Origin of the sequence: Oenococcus oeni DSM 20252 = AWRIB129 (assembly GCF_000372485.1) — a bacterium.
GTDB classification, from domain to species: Bacteria; Bacillota; Bacilli; order Lactobacillales; family Lactobacillaceae; genus Oenococcus; species Oenococcus oeni.
Genome location: NZ_AQVA01000009.1, coordinates 60,403 through 79,790, shown reverse-complemented (window position 1 = coordinate 79,790; position 19,388 = coordinate 60,403). Strand labels below are relative to the sequence as shown.

16 protein-coding genes, 1 tRNA gene and 3 rRNA genes are annotated in these 19,388 nt (G+C 41.2%); 19 read left to right on the top strand and 1 reads right to left on the bottom strand.

Annotated features, from left to right (window positions below; translation table 11 throughout):
• Positions 1 to 356 precede the first annotated feature (356 nt).
• The 5 genes from A3G9_RS0107135 (at position 357) to A3G9_RS0107115 (ending at position 6,821) form a co-directional block, all read left to right on the top strand.
• Positions 357 to 1,920: ribosomal RNA gene (locus A3G9_RS0107135) — 16S ribosomal RNA — on the top strand.
• A gap of 99 nt (positions 1,921 to 2,019) precedes the next feature.
• Positions 2,020 to 2,092 (top strand) — tRNA-Ala (locus A3G9_RS0107130).
• 213 nt (positions 2,093 to 2,305) lie between these two features.
• A 23S ribosomal RNA gene (locus tag A3G9_RS0107125) occupies positions 2,306 to 5,194 on the top strand.
• Positions 5,195 to 5,267: 73 nt separating this feature from the next.
• Positions 5,268 to 5,384, top strand: a 5S ribosomal RNA gene (gene rrf / locus A3G9_RS0107120).
• The 16S, 23S and 5S rRNA genes sit together here with 1 tRNA gene alongside, the layout of an rRNA operon.
• Positions 5,385 to 5,519: 135 nt before the next feature.
• Complete coding sequence (locus tag A3G9_RS0107115; RefSeq protein ID WP_002816395.1) at positions 5,520 to 6,821, top strand: D-serine ammonia-lyase; 1,302 nt, start codon at positions 5,520 to 5,522, stop codon at positions 6,819 to 6,821.
• Here A3G9_RS0107115 and A3G9_RS0107110 read toward each other — a convergent pair.
• Positions 6,799 to 7,659, bottom strand: a complete 861-nt coding sequence (locus A3G9_RS0107110; RefSeq protein ID WP_002818518.1) for an NAD(P)H-hydrate dehydratase — start codon at positions 7,657 to 7,659, stop codon at positions 6,799 to 6,801. The two genes, A3G9_RS0107115 and A3G9_RS0107110, sit on opposite strands and share 23 nt — an antisense overlap.
• A 127-nt stretch (positions 7,660 to 7,786) precedes the next feature.
• On the opposite strand from A3G9_RS0107110, the gene atpB reads away from it, so the two are divergent.
• From atpB to A3G9_RS0107040, 14 genes are all read left to right on the top strand, one after another.
• Positions 7,787 to 8,512: a F0F1 ATP synthase subunit A gene (gene atpB / locus A3G9_RS0107105; RefSeq protein WP_002818520.1), complete on the top strand. Its 726-nt coding sequence runs from the start codon at positions 7,787 to 7,789 to the stop codon at positions 8,510 to 8,512.
• A gap of 39 nt (positions 8,513 to 8,551) precedes the next feature.
• Positions 8,552 to 8,764 (top strand): F0F1 ATP synthase subunit C, encoded by a 213-nt coding sequence (atpE, locus tag A3G9_RS0107100; protein WP_002816393.1) that lies wholly within the window; start codon positions 8,552 to 8,554, stop codon positions 8,762 to 8,764.
• Between the two features lie 24 nt (positions 8,765 to 8,788).
• On the top strand, positions 8,789 to 9,319 hold the full coding sequence (gene atpF, locus A3G9_RS0107095) for a F0F1 ATP synthase subunit B (protein ID WP_002821590.1): 531 nt from the start codon (positions 8,789 to 8,791) through the stop codon (positions 9,317 to 9,319).
• Positions 9,319 to 9,870 carry an ATP synthase F1 subunit delta gene (atpH, locus tag A3G9_RS0107090; protein ID WP_002816390.1) on the top strand — a complete coding sequence of 184 codons (552 nt, stop codon included), beginning with the start codon at positions 9,319 to 9,321 and terminating at the stop codon, positions 9,868 to 9,870. Before atpF ends, atpH begins: the two co-directional genes overlap by 1 nt.
• Before the next feature lie 3 nt (positions 9,871 to 9,873).
• On the top strand, positions 9,874 to 11,436 hold the full coding sequence (gene atpA / locus A3G9_RS0107085; RefSeq protein ID WP_002818530.1) for a F0F1 ATP synthase subunit alpha: 1,563 nt from the start codon (positions 9,874 to 9,876) through the stop codon (positions 11,434 to 11,436).
• Entirely contained in the window at positions 11,436 to 12,347 is a 912-nt protein-coding gene (gene atpG, locus A3G9_RS0107080) for an ATP synthase F1 subunit gamma (RefSeq protein WP_002818533.1), read from the top strand. Before atpA ends, atpG begins: the two co-directional genes overlap by 1 nt.
• 14 nt (positions 12,348 to 12,361) lie before the next feature.
• Complete coding sequence (gene atpD / locus A3G9_RS0107075; RefSeq protein WP_002818534.1) at positions 12,362 to 13,876, top strand: F0F1 ATP synthase subunit beta; 1,515 nt, start codon at positions 12,362 to 12,364, stop codon at positions 13,874 to 13,876.
• 13 nt (positions 13,877 to 13,889) lie between these two features.
• Positions 13,890 to 14,318 carry a F0F1 ATP synthase subunit epsilon gene (locus A3G9_RS0107070; protein ID WP_002818535.1) on the top strand — a complete coding sequence of 143 codons (429 nt, stop codon included), beginning with the start codon at positions 13,890 to 13,892 and terminating at the stop codon, positions 14,316 to 14,318.
• A 55-nt stretch (positions 14,319 to 14,373) separates the two neighbouring features.
• Positions 14,374 to 14,595: a DUF1146 family protein gene (locus A3G9_RS01000000109555; protein ID WP_011677536.1), complete on the top strand. Its 222-nt coding sequence runs from the start codon at positions 14,374 to 14,376 to the stop codon at positions 14,593 to 14,595.
• Between the two features lie 38 nt (positions 14,596 to 14,633).
• Positions 14,634 to 15,758 (top strand): rod shape-determining protein, encoded by a 1,125-nt coding sequence (gene mreB, locus A3G9_RS0107060; protein WP_002821592.1) that lies wholly within the window; start codon positions 14,634 to 14,636, stop codon positions 15,756 to 15,758.
• A gap of 4 nt (positions 15,759 to 15,762) precedes the next feature.
• Complete coding sequence (locus A3G9_RS0107055) at positions 15,763 to 15,975, top strand: DUF2969 domain-containing protein (RefSeq protein WP_002816718.1); 213 nt, start codon at positions 15,763 to 15,765, stop codon at positions 15,973 to 15,975.
• Positions 15,976 to 15,985: 10 nt separating this feature from the next.
• Positions 15,986 to 17,209 carry an FtsW/RodA/SpoVE family cell cycle protein gene (locus tag A3G9_RS0107050; RefSeq protein WP_002820153.1) on the top strand — a complete coding sequence of 408 codons (1,224 nt, stop codon included), beginning with the start codon at positions 15,986 to 15,988 and terminating at the stop codon, positions 17,207 to 17,209.
• Positions 17,206 to 18,183, top strand: coding sequence for a DUF2785 domain-containing protein (locus tag A3G9_RS0107045; protein WP_002821593.1), 978 nt, complete (start codon positions 17,206 to 17,208; stop codon positions 18,181 to 18,183). The genes A3G9_RS0107050 and A3G9_RS0107045 overlap by 4 nt, the downstream gene beginning before the upstream one ends.
• Before the next feature lie 71 nt (positions 18,184 to 18,254).
• Positions 18,255 to 19,388: a D-alanine--D-alanine ligase family protein gene (locus A3G9_RS0107040; RefSeq protein WP_002820152.1), complete on the top strand. Its 1,134-nt coding sequence runs from the start codon at positions 18,255 to 18,257 to the stop codon at positions 19,386 to 19,388.

Here is a 19,388-nt window from a genome sequence, read left to right as displayed (position 1 = left end):
TTTTTTTCATTTTCCTATTGACCTTCGGTTTAAATGGCTGTAATATATTTAAGTCAGCTCAGGGAGCGCGGCGGACTTAAAAGATTTCTTTTCTCAAGAAATTGTTGAAAAAGTCTTGACATTCGCTTGCTTCTCTGGCANGATATAAAGGTTGCTTTTGAAGTGACGCAGCACTTTGAAAACTGAACAGAACAAAGACAAACAAATTGTGTAGGGATTCATATTTATGCAAATAGATATGAACAAATTAATTAATTTGCGAAGTCAATTCGTAATACAAAAACAATAAATTACGTAACAACGTTTGGTAAAACAAACAGTCAGTAATTCATTATGAACGCTAAGTTCAAACTTTTTAAATTGAGAGTTTGATCCTGGCTCAGGATGAACGCTGGTGGCGTGCCTAATACATGCAAGTCGTACGCTAGCCGCTGAATTGATCCTTCGGGTGAAGTGAGGCAATGACTAGAGTGGCGAACTGGTGAGTAACACGTAAGAAACCTGCCCTTTAGTGGGGGATAACATTTGGAAACAGATGCTAATACCGCGTAACAACAAATCACACATGTGATCTGTTTGAAAGGTCCTTTTGGATCGCTAGAGGATGGTCTTGCGGCGTATTAGCTTGTTGGTAGGGTAGAAGCCTACCAAGGCAATGATGCGTAGCCGAGTTGAGAGACTGGCCGGCCACATTGGGACTGAGACACTGCCCAAACTCCTACGGGAGGCTGCAGTAGGGAATTTTCCGCAATGCACGAAAGTGTGACGGAGCGACGCCGCGTGTGTGATGAAGGCTTTCGGGTCGTAAAGCACTGTTGTAAGGGAAGAATAACTGAATTCAGAGAAAGTTTTCAGCTTGACGGTACCTTACCAGAAAGGGATGGCTAAATACGTGCCAGCAGCCGCGGTAATACGTATGTCCCGAGCGTTATCCGGATTTATTGGGCGTAAAGCGAGCGCAGACGGTTTATTAAGTCTGATGTGAAATCCCGAGGCCCAACCTCGGAACTGCATTGGAAACTGATTTACTTGAGTGCGATAGAGGCAAGTGGAACTCCATGTGTAGCGGTGAAATGCGTAGATATGTGGAAGAACACCAGTGGCGAAAGCGGCTTGCTAGATCGTAACTGACGTTGAGGCTCGAAAGTATGGGTAGCAAACGGGATTAGATACCCCGGTAGTCCATACCGTAAACGATGGGTGCTAGTTGTTAAGAGGTTTCCGCCTCCTAGTGACGTAGCAAACGCATTAAGCACCCCGCCTGAGGAGTACGGCCGCAAGGCTAAAACTTAAAGGAATTGACGGGGACCCGCACAAGCGGTGGAGCATGTGGTTTAATTCGAAGATACGCGAAAAACCTTACCAGGTCTTGACATACCAATGATCGCTTTTGTAATGAAAGCTTTTCTTCGGAACATTGGATACAGGTGGTGCATGGTCGTCGTCAGCTCGTGTCGTGAGATGTTGGGTTAAGTCCCGCAACGAGCGCAACCCTTGTTATTAGTTGCCAGCATTTAGTTGGGCACTCTAATGAGACTGCCGGTGATAAACCGGAGGAAGGTGGGGACGACGTCAGATCATCATGCCCCTTATGACCTGGGCAACACACGTGCTACAATGGGAAGTACAACGAGTCGCAAACCGGCGACGGTAAGCTAATCTCTTAAAACTTCTCTCAGTTCGGACTGGAGTCTGCAACTCGACTCCACGAAGGCGGAATCGCTAGTAATCGCGAATCAGCATGTCGCGGTGAATACGTTCCCGGGTCTTGTACACACCGCCCGTCAAATCATGGGAGTCGGAAGTACCCAAAGTCGCTTGGCTAACTTTTAGAGGCCGGTGCCTAAGGTAAAATCGATGACTGGGATTAAGTCGTAACAAGGTAGCCGTAGGAGAACCTGCGGCTGGATCACCTCCTTTCTAAGGATAATCGGAATACTACACTGATTTAAATATCAAGGTTTGTTTGTTTGAGTTCTGTTCGGTTTTCAGAGCGCCGCCCTGAAAACACAAGCAACTGGGGAATTAGCTCAGCTGGGAGAGCACCTGCTTTGCAAGCAGGGGGTCATCGGTTCGAACCCGATATTCTCCATTGGCATTTTTTTGCCAATTGCACATTGATAACTGAATAGTAATTTAATTTCTTGTTAATTAAAATCCTGATGTCTCTTACGACATCGAGACATCAGGTAAATTGAACCGAGAAATTCACTTCGATAAAAGTAACTGAAAAGTTACCGCTAATAAAATCTAGAGATAGATCTCATAAATAATTTATTAGTTAATCGTCGATTTTTAATCGATAGGTTAAGTTAATAAGGGCGCATGGTGGATGCCTTGGCACTAGAAGGCGATGAAGGACGTGACTAACTACGATATGCCTCGGTTAGCTGTAAGTAAGCTTACCCGGGGGTTTCCGAATGGGGCAACCCGATCTTAATGATCATCATCTTTTTGAATTCATAGATTAGATGAAGCAAACGCTGTGAACTGAAACATCTAAGTAGCAGTAGGAAAGTAAAGAAATTTCGATTCCGTCAGTAGCGGCGAGCGAACGCGGAAGAGCCCAAACCTGGATGCTTGCATCCAGGGGTTGTAGGACTGATGTTGAGTTACAAAGGTATAAGATAGCAGAAACAGTTGGGAAGCTGTTCCAAAGAGGGTGACAGGCCCGTATGCGAAATCTTGTACTCTCTAATCAGGATCCTGAGTACGGCCCAGCACGTGAAATTGGGTCGGAATCTGGGAGGACCATCTCCCAAGGCTAAATACTAACTAGTGACCGATAGCGAACAAGTACCGTGAGGGAAAGGTGAAAAGAACCCCGGAAGGGGAGTGAAATAGTTCTTGAAACCGTGTGCTTACAAGAAGTTCGAGGCCGTTAATGGCTGAGAGCGTGCTTTTTGTAGAATGAACCGGAGAGTTACGATTGCGTGCAAGGTTAAGGTGCAAAGACTGGAGCCGTAGCGAAAGCGAGTCTTAATAGGGCGAATCAGTACGTAGTTGTAGACCCGAAACCGAGTGACCTATCCATGGTCAGGTTGAAGGTGGGGTAATACCTACTGGAGGACCGAACAAGTGGGTGTTAAAAAACCCTTTGATGAACTGTGGATAGCGGTGAAATTCCAATCGAACTCGGAGATAGCTGGTTCTATCCGAAATACATTTAGGTGTAGCCTTGCAATTAGCTTACTGGAGGTAGAGCACTATTTGGTCTAGGGGCCCTTCAAGGGTTACCAAAATCAGATAAACTCCGAATGCCAGCTAAGTATGTGCAGGAGTCAGACGGTGAGTGATAAGATCCATCGTCAAAAGGGGAACAGCCCAGATCACCAGTTAAGGTCCCTAAATATATGCTAAGTGGAAAACGTTGTGAAGGTGCATAGACAACTAGGAGGTTGGCTCAGAAGCAGCCACCCTTTAAAGAGTGCGTAATAGCTCACTAGTCGAGTGCTCTTGCGCGGATAATGTACCGGGGCTAAGCATATTACCGAAACTGTGGATGCGTAAGCATGGTAGGATAGCGTAATTAACGCGATGAAGGATGACCGTAAGGACATGTTGGAGCGTTAACTAGTGAGAATTCCGGTATGAGTAGCGAAAGATAGGTGAGAATCCTATCCACCGAATGAGTAAGGTTTCCCCCGGAAGGCTCGTCCGCGGGGGGTTAGTCGGGACCTAAGGCGAGGCTGAAAAGCGTAGTCGATGGACAACAGGTTGATATTCCTGTACCGATATTTAATTGCCGAAGGAAGGACGCAGAAGGATAACACAGGCCACTATTGGATGTGGTTTTAAACAGTTAGTCTTCATAAGAGTCAAATGCTTTTATGTTTAAGGATAAGCTGTGAATGTACCAAGTTTACTTGGAAATTGTGTGATTTCACGCTGCTGAAAAAAGTTTCGTAGGAAGAAAATATTGCCCGTACCGCAAACCGACACAGGTACTCGAGTGGAGAACACTAAGGTGAGCGAGTGAACTATTGTTAAGGAACTCTGCAAAATGAGTCCGTAACTTCGGAAGAAGGACTGCTGGTTTTATACCAGCCGCAGCAAATAGGCCCAAACAACTGTTTATCAAAAACACAGGTTTCTGCAAAATCGTAAGATGAAGTATAGGGGCTGACGCCTGCCCAGTGCTGGAAGGTTAAAAGGAGGACTTAGCTTCGGCGAAGGTCTTAATTGAAGCCCCAGTGAACGGCGGCCGTAACTATAACGGTCCTAAGGTAGCGAAATTCCTTGTCGGGTAAGTTCCGACCCGCATGAAAGGCGTAATGATTTGGGCGCTGTCTCAACAATAGACTCGGTGAAATTTAAATTCCAGTGAAGATGCTGGGTACCCGCGACAGGACGGAAAGACCCCGTGGAGCTTTACTGTAGCTTGATATTGAATGTTTGTGCTGCATGTGCAGGATAGGTAGGAGACTTTGAAGTCGGAACGCTAGTTTCGATTGAGTCACCCTTGAGATACTACCTCTGTTGTATGAACGTTCTAACTCTGATCAGTTATCCTGATCGAAGACAGTGTCTGGCAGGCAGTTTGACTGGGGCGGTCGCCTCCTAAAAGATAACGGAGGCGCTCAAAGGTTTGCTCAGAATGGTTGGAAATCATTCGTAGCGTGTAAAGGCATAAGCAAGCTTGACTGTGAGACTGACAAGTCGAGCAGGTACGAAAGTAGGACTTAGTGATCCGGTGGTTCCGTATGGAAGGGCCATCGCTCAACGGACAAAAGCTACCCCGGGGATAACAGGCTCATCTCCCCCAAGAGTCCACATCGACGGGGAGGTTTGGCACCTCGATGTCGGCTCATCGCATCCTGGGGCTGTAGTCGGTCCCAAGGGTTGGGCTGTTCGCCCATTAAAGCGGTACGCGAGCTGGGTTCAGAACGTCGTGAGACAGTTCGGTCCCTATCCGTCGTGGGCGCAGGAAATTTGAGAGGATCTGTCCTTAGTACGAGAGGACCGGGATGGACATACCTCTGGTGTACCAGTTGTTCTGCCAAGAGCACCGCTGGGTAGCTACGTATGGATTAGATAATCGCTGAAAGCATCTAAGTGAGAAACTAACCTCGAGATGAGATTTCCCATTCGTCAGAAGTAAGACCCCTGAGAGACGATCAGGTAGATAGGCTAGAAGTGGAAGTGTAGTGATGCATGGAGCGGACTAGTACTAATAGGTCGAGGACTTAACCAAGTAAGTGGTTTGGTTCAATTGCTTGATTAACAGTGTTAAATTACTATTCGGTTATCAGCGCGCAAGTACTGAGTGTCGTGTTAATTCCGATGAGGTCACACCTGTTCCCATTCCGAACACAGAAGTTAAGCTTGTCAGGGCCCAAAGTAGTTACAGGAACGCCTGTTGCAAGGTTAGGTCGATGCGATGCAATTCACCCGTTTGGGTGTTTTTTTTTGCCCAGCCTACGACTTTAACGATTGCTTTGATTCGTGTTAATTATCCTCACAGGATTTGTCTGCCGACTGACTCGATCATTATAATTAAGCAGGTATACGAGGGCGAAATGACAGAGACTTTATTGAAAAAGAAATTGAATCTTAATGATCAATTTTTATTGAATTTAAAAAACTATCAAGAAATCTTTTGGAAAAATCCTAATTATGGAGATGAATTACCCGACCTGGATGTGAACCGGGAAACGATTTTTCAGGCTAATCGTCGTTTGGAACGTTTTGCACCCTATTTAGAGTCGGTTTTTTCAGATACTAAGCGAAGTAAAGGCATTATTGAATCCCCAATTCAAAGAATGGATTCAATCAAAGATTTGCTTTCAGTTAAAGGTTCTCTTCTTATTAAGAGAGACGATTTAATGCCTGTAAGTGGTTCGATTAAAAGTCGGGGCGGAATTTATGAAGTATTATGTTTTGCTGAAAAAATAGCAATTGAAAATGGTTTTGATTTAAAAAAAGATAATTATCAAGACCTTCGAAAAGATAAGTATCGAAAGCTTTTCAACCAATGGAGAATCGAGGTTGCTAGCACCGGCAATCTGGGACTAAGCGTTGGCTTAATGGCCAGTACGCTTGGATTTAAAGCAAGGATTCACATGTCCCATGATGCCACTGACTGGAAAATTAACAAACTTCGTCAAAATGGTGTCGAAGTTAAGATTTATGATGACAATTTTTCAAATGCAGTCGCGGCGGCTCGTGTATCCTCGCAAAGGGATCCATATAGCTATTTTATCGATGATGAAGGTTCTAAATTGCTTTTTGCCGGCTATGCTACCGCTGGTGAAAGAGTTAAGAAACAGTTATCAAAGATGCAAATAGAGGTTTCAAAAGAACATCCTCTAGTTGTTTACCTTCCGGCTGGTGTGGGTGGTTCACCTAGTGGGGTCGCTTTTGGTTTAAAATTGCAATTTGCTGATGCTGTTATCCCTATTTTCGTTGAGCCTACACACATGCCGTCTGTTCTTTTAGGCATGGCCAGTGGACTCAATCATGATATTTCGGTTTACGATATTGGAATTGATGGTAAGACAGCAGCTGATGGCCTTGCCGTCGGTAGACCATCAATGATTGCCGGGAAATACATGAAAGATAAATTATTCGGTATTGCAACTGTTTCTGACTCAGATATGTTTGCTTATCAGGGAATGCTTAAAAAGCTGGAAAATATTGAAGTAGAACCTTCTGCGGCGGTTGGAATCCGTGGATTAATTCAATCCAAGGAAATATCCGAAATTCCAGATTCGGCAACTCATATGGTCTGGGCTACCGGAGGATCGATGGTACCAAAAAATACAATGCATAAATATGAAGATAAAGCGGTTAGAATCTTTAATACTTGGAAGTCTGAATGATTTTTTTCATTTCTGTGGGAATCTGTTCGGAAATTCTCGTTGGAAGAGTTACATATTGTTTTTGACTCAAATTTCGAGCGATATAGCTATGTAAATAAGTTGCTGCTTGAATGACCGATATTTGATCGTTTTTAAACTGTCCGAGAAAACCAGCTATTAACCCAGCTAAGGTATCGCCCATGCCGCCAATTGCTTGGAATGGGCCGCCAATATTTAATTCTTTATATTCTCTTGGATTTTGAAGTGCGTAAATTTCCGTGGCCGAGCTTTTCAAAACAAGAAAATCTATATTTAAATCAACCATTTTTTTGTAGTTTTCAACTGGAACTTGCTCTGAAATGGATAGTCCTGAAACTCTTTGCCATTCACCTTGATGGGGCGTCATAATTATTGTCGGTTTCTTCGGAATATTTAAGTTCCTTTTTCCGATCATTGAGAGAGCTGTTCCGTCAAGAACTAAAAGCTGATTTGTTTTTGCATTTTGAAAAACTAATTTCAATAAGCTGAAACTAAAATCAGAATCCTCCAATCCAGATCCAATTAGAATTACATCGGATTTTGCGATTGAATTAATTAGTTTATCGGTTCTTGTATAATCCAAAAACATTGCTTCAGATACGGATGATAAAAACGGTGCTCGATTAATCATATCCGAAGCGAGCGTAACGAGACCTGCGCCGGAATATACCACTGCTTTGCTCGCCATAATTGCAGCTCCACCGAAAGATTGGCTTCCACATATCAAAAGAATCCGTCCGTAGTTTGTTTTATTTGACTCTTCCTTTCTTTTTTTGATCACTTTAGAAAGGATTTCTTTTTCAATAATTTTTTTATTCATTCTTTACCCTTAGACAAGCATATCGCAAAGATAAAACATTTTTTTCGGAAACGTTTACATAAACAAAATTAATTCTTTTACTAAAAAAAAAGAGTTACAATGTGATTTATGGAAAAGAGGTGATTGTATGCCCAGTGGTACACTGAAGACCTTCCAATTCTTAGGTTTAACTTTTGATTGGACGACGATTATTTCAACGTCCATGGCCTTCGTATTGGTTTTGGCAATCGTGATATTTTTGTCGAGAAAATTGAGTATTCGTCCAGGGAAACGACAAAATTTTCTTGAATGGACTATTGATTTTACTAATCGAATTGTTAAGGACCAAATTCCAACGGCAGAAGGATCAACATATAGGCTTTATATTTTTACGTTGTTTCTCTTTATATTTGTTTCGAATCAAATGGGCCTTTTTCTTCAATTCGGTAGTGATTCGGCACAAATAAAAAGTCCAACAGCAGTTCCGTTAGTTACCATGACAATGGCTTTGATAACATTAATGGTTGCACGTTTTGCTGGCGTTGGGAAGTTTGGTTACAAAGGTTATTTCAGGAATACTTATTTGGCACCTATTCCGGTCTTGTTTCCTATTAATATTCTCGAACAATTCACGAACTTTTTAACTCTCGGACTCCGGATTTATGGAAATATTTTCGCTGGTGAGATTCTGTTGACTTTAATTTCAGGATTTGCATTGCCGAGTGATAAGCTCAGTTCGCCACTTAGTTTTATTTTGGCGATTCCGTTAGAATTAGCTTGGCAAGCGTTTAGTATATTAATTGGATCTATTCAGGCTTTTGTCTTTGCGACATTAACGAGTGTCTATATTTCTCAGATGGTCACTAAAGAATAAATGCAATCTTATTTTAAGAAGGAATAAAAGGAGTAAATTATGAATTATATTGCTGCAGGTATTGCTTTATGCGGATCAGCTATTGGTGCTGGTATTGGAAATGGTATGTTGATGGCCAAACTGATTGAGTCCATTGCGCGTCAGCCTGAACTTGAAGGTAATTTGAGGACTAATATGTTCATTTCAATGGCTTTAGTCGAGGCTATGCCGATTATCGTTATTGCTATGTCGTTTGTTTTAATCAACGAATAATTATTTTAAGGAGGGATGACTAGTATGCTCACAACAATTGCAATTCAAATACCAGATGGTTCAGCGATTTTCGTGTTGCTAACTTTCATCTTGCTCATGTTCATCTTGAAGAAGCTTGCCTGGGGTCCAATTACTAAAATTATGGATGCTCGAGCAAACCAAATTAATGATGATTTGGATTCAGCCGCTAAGTCGAAAAATGAAGCGAAAAAGCTTCAAACCGTTGCTGATACTAATTTAAAAGAGAGTCAATCTCAGGCAACTGCTTTAATGGAAAATGCTAGAAAGTCGTCAGAAGAACAAAGCAAGAAAATTGTCGATTTAGCTCAAGCTCATGCAGATTCTATTAATCGTCAGGCCCAGATAGATGCTCGTCAAATTAAAGATGACGCACTTGACTCTGCTAAAGATGAGATTGCCGATCTGTCTGTTTCGATTGCTTCACGTATTATCGCTAAGGAGATCACGGCTTCCAAGCATAAGGCACTAATTGATGATTTTATTTCAGAACTTGAAAAGCAGCAGGAAAATAGTTCTGTTAAGGAGAAATCCTAATGGCTTTTAATGAGAACAGAGTCATTAATAATTATGCCGAAGCTTTGATGGAAGTTTCCGGGAAACAAACTGCCAAAGTTTTATCGGAGTTACAAGTTATCGAACTTGTTTTTGAACGTAATAAAGAACTTGCGCAAACCTTGGATGATGTGTCTGTTTCAAGCCAACAACAGGAAGCTTTTATTGGAATATTGGGCAAGGGATGTTCTACAACGACGAAGAATTTTTTGGAAACACTTGCCGATAATCGTCATTTTTCTCTTTTGGAAGAAATTGTCGAGAATCTTGATCAACGCGTTAGTGCTTCTAACAATCATTCTTTGGTAATTGCAAAGACTGCGATTCCAATCACGGCTGAGCAAAGCAAGAGATTAAGCAAAATTGCCCAGAAAAAGTTTGGCTATCAACATGTTGAGGTAAAAAATGTTGTCGATCCTAATGTAATTGCTGGTGTAATTTTGACCGCTGGCTCAAAAACTATTGATGGATCAATAAAAAATAAGTTAGTACAGCTGAATAACCACATTAAGCAGGCTGTCGGAAAGGAGTAATAGATGGCAATTAAATCAGATCAAATCAGTTCGTTAATTAAACAACAACTGGAGAAATATGATTCTACATTAAAGATTGACGAAGTCGGAACTGTTACCTATGTTGGTGATGGTGTTGCGCGTGCCAGCGGTTTGGCTAATGTTATGTCGGGCGAATTGGTTGAGTTTGAAAACGGCGTCTATGGTATGGCACAAAACCTTGAGGAGTCTGAAGTTGGAATCATTGTTTTAGGTGATTTTGATGGAATTAGTCAAGGTGACACCGTTAAAAGAACTGGTAAAGTTATGGAAGTTCCGGTTGGCGATGAGATGATCGGTCGTGTTGTTAATGCACTCGGTCAGCCAATTGATGGGAATGGTGCAATTAAAACGAAGCACACTCGTCCAGTTGAATTTAAGGCACCTGGTGTTATGCAGCGTAAATCTGTTTTCGAACCGCTTCAAACCGGTATCAAGGTTATTGATGCTTTGGTTCCAATTGGAAGAGGACAACGTGAATTGATTATCGGAGATCGTAAGACCGGTAAAACTTCTCTGGCGATTGATACAATTCTAAATCAAAAAGATCAAGACATGATTGTTGTTTATGTTGCCATTGGACAAAAGGATTCGACAGTTAGGACTCAGGTCGAGACTTTACGCGAAATGGGTGCCCTCGATTATACGATCGTTGTTTCAGCTGCCCCTTCAGAGCCTGCTCCAATGCTGTATTTGGCGCCTTATGTCGGTGCAGCGCTCGGCGAATACTTTATGTATAATGGCAAACATGTTCTTATTGTTTACGATGACTTGAGCAAGCAAGCAACGGCATATCGTGAGCTTTCTTTGATTTTGAGGCGTCCGCCCGGACGTGAGGCTTATCCTGGCGATGTTTTCTATTTGCATAGCCGATTACTTGAACGCGCTGCTAAATTGAGTGACGAACTAGGCGGTGGTTCAATGACGGCTTTACCGATTATTGAAACTCAAGCCGGTGATGTTTCAGCTTATATTCCGACCAACGTTATATCTATTACCGATGGGCAGATCTTTTTGGATGCTGATCAGTTTTATTCGGGCAACCGTCCTGCGATTGATGCAGGAACTTCTGTTTCTCGTGTCGGTGGAGATGCGCAGATTAAAGCGATGAAGAAGGTTTCCGGTACTCTGCGTCTTGATTTGGCTTCTTATCATGAGCTTGAAGCCTTTGCTCAATTTGGATCTGATCTCGATGCGCCAACACAGGCAAAATTGGCTCGTGGCCGTCGAACTGTTGAGGTCCTTAATCAGCCTTTGCATCAACCGATGCCGGTTGAACATCAAGTAATTGTTTTGTATGCTTTGACACACGGATATTTGGATGATATCGATGTTTCCGATATTCAAAGATTCCAAAAAGAATTAATTGATTTTGTTTCTGGTGATAAGTCATATAAGAAGATTTTTGCTGCAATCAAAAAAACTGGAAACTTGCCTGACGAAAAAGATATAAATTCGGCAATTGATGATTTTAAGAAGCATTTTTCTAAGTCAGTTGAACCAACTGACTATGTTGCTCCCTCAACAAAACAAGAGGCTAATAAATAATGGCTAGCCTTCAAGATATTCGTCGTCGGATTGATTCAACTAAAAAAACCAGTCAGATTACGAGCGCGATGCAGATGGTCAGTTCGAGTAAACTCATTCAGATTCAGAAGCATACGTCCGGATATCTCGATTATGCTAATCATGTTGAAGCGATTGTTGCCCACCTTGCTGCGGCACATTTGCTTGAGCATCAAAATGGATCTTCGATTCCTTTTATTACGCAACGTCCAGTTAAAACCACGGCAATTCTTGTGATTACTTCTGATCGGGGCTTGGTCGGCGGCTATAATAACCAAGTTTTGAAACGAACCGACCAGATTATGCGTGAACAAAAGTTGACCAAGGAAAATGCTGTTATTTTTGCACTTGGGGGCAAGGGTTCTGATTATTATGCTAAAAGAGGCTTCACTATCGCTTTTGAAAATCGGGATATCACTGATGTTCCAAAGTTCTGGGAAGTTTCTGACTTGGTCAAAGAAGTTACGAAACAATATGCTGCTCGTAAATTTGATGCCTTGGAATTAGTCTTTAATCATTTTATTAATCGTTTGAAAAATGATGTTGTTAACCAACAGATTCTACCGATAAGATCGGAGAATTTTCAACGCGATGAAAAGGGCAATCTTACAGCAGACAAATATAAGGGCCAATCCAGTATTTACGAATTTGAACCGGCACCTGAAAGTTTGTTAAAAATTGTTTTGCCGCAATTTGCGCAATCTTTGTTGTATGGAGCGATTTTGGATGCGAAAACAGCAGAGCATGCAGCTTCTGCAAGTGCGATGCGGGCAGCGACAGATAATGCGAAAGATTTGATTTCTACTCTCGAGTTGAAATATAATCGTGCTAGACAGGCAGCAATTACGACAGAGATCACAGAGATCACTGGTGGAATGGCTGCATTACAGTAAGAAAGGAGAAATAGATGGCAGAAAAGAAAACAACAAAAGCTACTGCTTCAAGTACGAGCAAAGTTGCTAAAAGAACCCGTGGTTCAAAGTCTACTCAAACTAAGGCCTCTGTTTCGAATGAAAAGGATTTGGCTGAAGGAACTGTTCTTCAGGTTATCGGACCGATTGTAGATGTCCAGTTTCCTGATAATAAGAAACTTCCTGATATCAACAATGCTTTAAAGGTTCAACGAATTGATGGTTCTGAATTGACTATCGAAGTTTCAATTGATCTTGGCGACAGTGTAGTTCGGACGATTGCGATGGATTCGACAGATGGATTGACTCGTGGCATGAAGGTTCTTGATACCGGTGCTCCTATTGAAGTTCCGGTTGGAGAAGCGACGTTGGGACGTGTCTTTAATGTTCTTGGTGAGCCTGTTGATGGAGGAGATCCAATTCCTAATAGCGTTGACCGCCATCCGATTCATCGTTCGGCGCCAAAGTATGATGAATTGGCAACTTCAGCCGAAGTACTTGAAACAGGTATCAAAGTTATTGATTTACTTGAGCCCTATTTGCGTGGTGGAAAAACTGGACTATTTGGTGGCGCCGGCGTTGGTAAGACTGTTTTAATTCAGGAATTAATTCATAATATCGCTCAGGGCCATAATGGAATTTCTGTCTTTACCGGAGTTGGTGAACGTACTCGTGAAGGCAATGATATGTATTACGAAATGAAGGCAAGCGGTGTTCTTAAAAATACCGCCATGGTCTATGGACAAATGAACGAGCCGCCTGGAGCGCGTATGCGTGTCGGTTTGACTGGACTGACGATGGCCGAAGATTTTCGTGATCAAGAAGGTAAGGATGTTCTCTTATTTATTGATAACATCTTTAGGTTCACACAAGCCGGTTCGGAAGTTTCTGCTTTACTTGGCCGTATTCCTTCAGCCGTTGGTTACCAGCCGACATTAGCTACGGAAATGGGTCAACTGCAGGAACGGATTACTTCAACTAAGAAGGGATCAGTTACTTCAATTCAAGCGGTTTACGTTCCGGCTGATGATTATACTGATCCGGCTCCGGCAACAACTTTTGCTCATTTGGATGCTACAACCAATTTGGAGCGGTCTCTAACACAACAAGGTATTTATCCCGCTGTTGATCCATTGGAATCTACTTCTAGTGCTTTAACACCTGATATTGTTGGTGAAGATCACTATGAGGTTGCTACACAGGTTCAACATTTCTTGCAGCGTTATAAGGAGTTGCAGGATATCATTTCGATTCTAGGAATGGATGAATTGTCTGATGAAGAGAAAACGATCGTTAATCGTGCTCGTCGTATCCAATTCTTCTTAAGTCAGCCTTTTTCTGTTGCTGAACAGTTTACCGGCGTTCCTGGACAGTATGTTCCGGTTGAGGACACAGTTCGTGGATTTAAGGAAATTCTTGATGGCAAGCATGACGATCTTCCTGAAGAAGCATTTAGAAATGTTGGTACGATAGAACAAGCAGTTGAAAAGGCTAAAAAGCTGGAAAGCTAGATATAGTTGATTTATGGCAGAAGACGGTTCGACAACTAAAAATAAATTAACGATCAGCATTGTTACCCCGGATGGTACCGCTTATAATCAGTCGGATGTTAATTTGACCGTTTTGGATACTTCTATTGGGCAAATGGGTATAATGGCGAATCATGTACCGATTGTCGTTGCTCTGAAGATTTCACAAATGCGTATCCATCGTGGCGAAAAAGAAGATTTGTACACGGTGAACGGCGGTTTTGCTGAATTCAGCAATAACGTATTAACCGTTGTTGCCGATTCGGCCGAGAATGCCGAGGATATTGATGTTAATCGTGCTCATGCTGCTGAACAGCGGGCAAAGGCTCGTGCTCAAAATGCTAAGACAGCTGATGAGAGGGCTCGTGCCCGAGTAGCTTTGGCTCGAGCGATTAATCGAATTAACACTTCGAAAGTTCGGTAAAATAAGTTCTTGTAAAAGCACAGTTTACTGTGCTTTTTTTGTATACAATCATTACATGCAAAGTTTTTTTCAATTTATTTTTACACTTATTTGTGTATATATGGCTTTTTGGAGTTTACAAAATATTGAATTTGAGAAATTCGTTTTAAAAGATGCCAGGCATCAAGTTAGGCTTTTACGTGCTTTTTTAGCAATTATAATCGGTTATTTTGTTGCTAATTTCTTTTTAACAATGGGAAATTTAATCATTACTTTTAGTAAAAGTTTTCAACACTAGAGGAAAAAATGCCGTGCTATAATTGACAGCGAGGTTTTATGGCTAAAGATATTGGAATTGATTTAGGAACAGCGAATGTCTTGATCTATGTTGAAGGTCAAGGGATCGCTTTAAACGAACCATCAGTAGTTGCAATCGATGTTAAAACTGATAAGGTCTTGGCAATTGGCTCTGATGCTTATAAATGGATCGATCGTGGAAATCAGGATATTCGTGTCGTCCGTCCATTAAAAGATGGTGTCATTTCTGATTTTGATGCGACCGAAGCAATGCTGACTACTTTTGTCAACCAATTGCGTGTCAAAGGATGGATGAGCCGTCCTAATATTATGGTTTGTGCTCCGACTAATATTACAGAAATCGAAAGAAAGGCTATTATCCAAGCGGCTCAGTCTGCCGGCGGGACTAATGTTTATCTTGAATACGAGCCAAAAGTAGCGGCTGTCGGTGCTGGTTTGGATATTTTTGACTTTGTCGGTAGTATGGTAATCGATATTGGTGGTGGGACCTCCGATATAGCTGTTTTATCCGGTGGAGATATTGTTGCCAGCAGATCCTTGCGGATGGCTGGAGACCAATTAACTCAGGATATTATTCGTTATTTACGTCTTCAGTTTGGTATTCTGATTGGAATGCCAATGGCTGAAAGAATCAAACAGGATGTCGGATCTTCTTTGCAGGTTACCAATCCAATTGAAATGACAATTCGTGGTCAGGATTTGAACGATGCCAATTCCGTTAAGGGACTGCCAAAACAGGTTACGATTGATTCTAACGATATTGAAGAAGCAATGCATGCTACTTTAAATACAATCGTTCGTTCGGCCAAGGAAATTCTTGGTGAAATTCAACCTGGTCTTGCTGGCGATATTATCGATCGTGGAATTATGCTAACCGGCGGTGGCGCTTTGCTTGGTTCGAAGGTTAAAGGCGGCGGTATTGATACCTTATTGCAGCAGGAATTGCACGTACCGGTAAATATTTCGGAATCTCCGCTTGACAACGTTGCCAAAGGCGCCGGAACTTTACTCGAATATGCGAAACGCGAACGCCATAATTCGCATCAAATTCTTGGAATCGGTAATCCTTCTTACAAGAAAAAACTTGATCAGGAAACTCAAATTGAATCAAATAATATTCACATCAATAAAGTTGAGAACTAGCTGAATGTCTAATCGTGAAAAAAATTATCAAGTAGAATTGGTTGAGGACGGAGCGATTATCAATGTTTTAATTGCCGGCAAGACAATCGGCAATGTAACTTTGCAAAATGATTTGTATTCGGCTAAAAATTCTTGGGACAATTTTCTTGGTGATTTTAAAAAACAGGATCAGGCAGTTATGGCCGTGATTTCCAATTTTAATTTGCGGCAAGCTTAATTAATAAATAATGCAGAATTTAAATTTAAAAAACAGAGGCACAACTTTTCATTGGCGAGATGATTCACGAATTGATTGGCGGATCATTTTTGTTTTAATCGCTTTAATGGCAATTGGTTTTGTTTCCATATTTTTGGCGCTAAAGGCTGATTCTAGTGGTTCAATTGTTAAATCCATGTTTGTCCAGTGCTTATGGTGGGCATTTGGGTGGAGTATCGCTATTTTTTTGATGCACCTTGATTCTCAGCAACTTTTCAGGTTCGCTCCGGTTGCTTATGCTTTAGGAATTTTTCTGTTGGTATTCGTTTTGTTTGCTTATAGTAGATCTCTTGAAGCAACAACCAACGCTAAATCTTGGTTGGCAATTGGCAGCCTGACTTTTCAGCCTTCGGAGGTAATGAAACCTGCTTTAATTTTAATGTTGGCGAGAGTTGTTTACACACATAATCAAAATTATTCCGTTCATACGCTTTCTTCGGACTTTTTGCTAATCGCGAAAATGTCGGGAATTACAATACCTGTCATTGTTTTGATGCTTCTACAGCATGATTTTGGTTCAACTTTAGTTTTCGTTGCCATTTTTGGAGGAATTTTTCTTGTTTCCGGTATTTTGAATCGTATTTTGGTACCAATTGTCGGTGCTTTCGGAACGATTGGCGCACTGGCTATTTTTGCCGTTACAACGACTCCTGGACGAAATTTTCTAACTCAGCTCGGATTCGAATCATATCAATTTGCACGAATAGATGATTGGCTTGATCCCAGCGGCAACGATACAAATTCGTCCGGTTACCAACTTTATCAGTCTATAAAGGCAATTGGTTCCGGTCGTATTTTCGGAAATGGTCTGAATAATATTACAGTTTATGTCCCGGTTCGTGAGTCTGATATGATCTTCTCCGTTATTGGCGAAGGCTTGGGTTTTGTCGGCGGTTTTGTTTTAATTGCGTTGTACTTTTTCCTGATTTATAGCATGATCCGGAGAGTCTTTGATACGAAGAATTCTTTTTATGCTTATGTTGTTTCCGGCGTTGTCTTAATGATTTTATTCCATGTTTTTGAAAACATCGGTATGAGTATCGGCTTGGTACCGCTGACTGGGATTCCTCTTCCTTTTATTAGCCAAGGAGGCTCTGCATTAATAGCAAACATGATTGGTATTGGTTTGACTTTAAGTATGCAATATCACAATTTCACAAGTGAATTTGCCAAGAAAGAGACTAATTTCAAATGATCGATGATCAGATAACTTTAGTTAAAAATACAGTTTCACAAGCAAGAGACAAATTATCCAGTGGAAAGATTTATCAGTCCCTAAATGGACAATTGGAAAATTTGGTGAGCCGTTTATCCCGGAGATCCAAGACAATTGTCAAGCCTGTTGATGATGGGGATACCGCTTTGGCTTTGATGCAAAAGACAGCTGAAAAGTTCATTCAGGTTAAAAAGGTTTTATTGACAGACGACCAGCTTTTTGAAGTCTTGAGACAACTCGCTTCTACTAATCCGGCTTACCGCGATCGTGGGGCTTTTTATTTTTTGACGGATTTAATTTCTAATAAAGCTCTCAGCCCCGAACAAATGCGTTGGATGGCTAATTATTTGGTAGCTGACGAAAGACTTTTTGGACACATTTTAGAGCCTTTGAATGATGGCGTTTTCCAAAGGTCGTTTTCACTTTTGGTTTTAGGCCAGTTGTTAAGTGCTGATGCCCAAATCCATTTTATCGATACTCAATTGAGGGATCGAATTATCAATCAAGTTATTGCTTATTCGCTGCTTGAACACGATGGCCGCGGTTTTGTCGGTGAAAAAGGGTGGGCACATGCTTTTACCAATATTGGGAATGTCTGGGATCTTTTATGCGCGAATCCATCGGTAAAACGTTCCGATAAGATTTTATTATTGGCTTCATTGCTGGTTGGCTATCATAATTGTCCAGTTCCTTTTGTTGCTGGAGAAGATTCTAGAATTGTTGCTTATTTGGCAAATATCACTAATTTAAATGAAATTTACGAAGATTACTTTTTACGCGTCCTCAAGTTTTGGCACCAAGGCTTAACTGCTCAAATGACAGTTGCTACTGAAGCTGGCTGGAATAAAATTTATAATCGTAATCGTCTTTTACAAGTTTTGCTCCTCCAAAAAGATAGTTTTCCCAGTTCGATTATTGATTATATTCAAAGCACCAGAGATTATTTAAACTGATTGACAAGTTTGTGAATATATGAGATTCTTAAGTTTCTAGAATTTCTTTTTTATTTTAAATAGGAGCAGATATGGCAGAAAAAATACGTGTCGGCCTTTTTTTCGGCGGGAATTCATCTGAACACGATGTTAGCAAGCGTTCGGCGAAAAATTATTATGACGCATTGGATCCGGAAAAATATCAGATTTTCCCTGTATTAATTTCTAAAAAAGGGATTATGATCGATAGCGAGACTTCTAAAAGAGTTCTTTTCGGTGAAGATGAAGATGAACTTTTAGCGGGTCTTCCGAACAAAAATGCTGATATTTTTGGACCGATTGATTCAATTAGAAATTTAAAGTTGGATGTTTTATTTCCCTCGGTGCATGGAAATCTTGGCGAAGATGGCACTTTAGCAGGATTGTTCCGTTTGATGAACATTCCTTATGTTGGATCGGGACTTAGAGCTCATGCAATCAGTTTCGATAAAGTGATTACCAAAGAACTAATGACAGTTAACGGTATTCGAAATACAAAATATATCGTTATTTTTCAAAATGATAAAAATAAACCCGATTGGGATTCCGTAAGTAAACAACTTGGCGAGGTAGTCTTTGTGAAAGCTGCTAACCAAGGTTCTTCGGTTGGCGTTTCTCGAGTTACTAATGCTGAAGAGTATGAAAATGCTTTGAGGGATTCTTTTCAGTACGATGAAAAGCTATTAGTTGAAAAAGCTGTTGAAAGTCCAACTGAGTTGGAAATTGGTTTGCTGGGCAATGATCGTGTCATTACCAGCCCAATCGGAGCACATTGGGCTCCTGGGCAGGATCATGGCAGTGGATGGTTTGACTATAAAAATAAATTTGTTGATAATTCAAAAATGAAGTACCAAATTCCAGCCAAAATATCTCCAGCCAAAAGCAAGGAACTCGAGAATATGGCTGTAAAAGCCTATAAAGTACTTGGAATTAAAGGATTTGCCCGGATTGATTTTCTGATGAGCAAAGATGGAGAAATTTTCCTAAGCGAGCCTAATACACTACCGGGAAATACGAATATGAGTCTTTTCCCGATTTTGTTTGAGGCCGCCGGAATGAATCGAAGCCAACAGGCGGAAAAACTAATTCAATTAGCTTTTGAAGAATTTAAGCGCGAACAAAATATTAGTTATTCCTTTAAAGAACTCGGTTCGGAAAAACTCGGGCAGTTCGATATTAAAAAATAA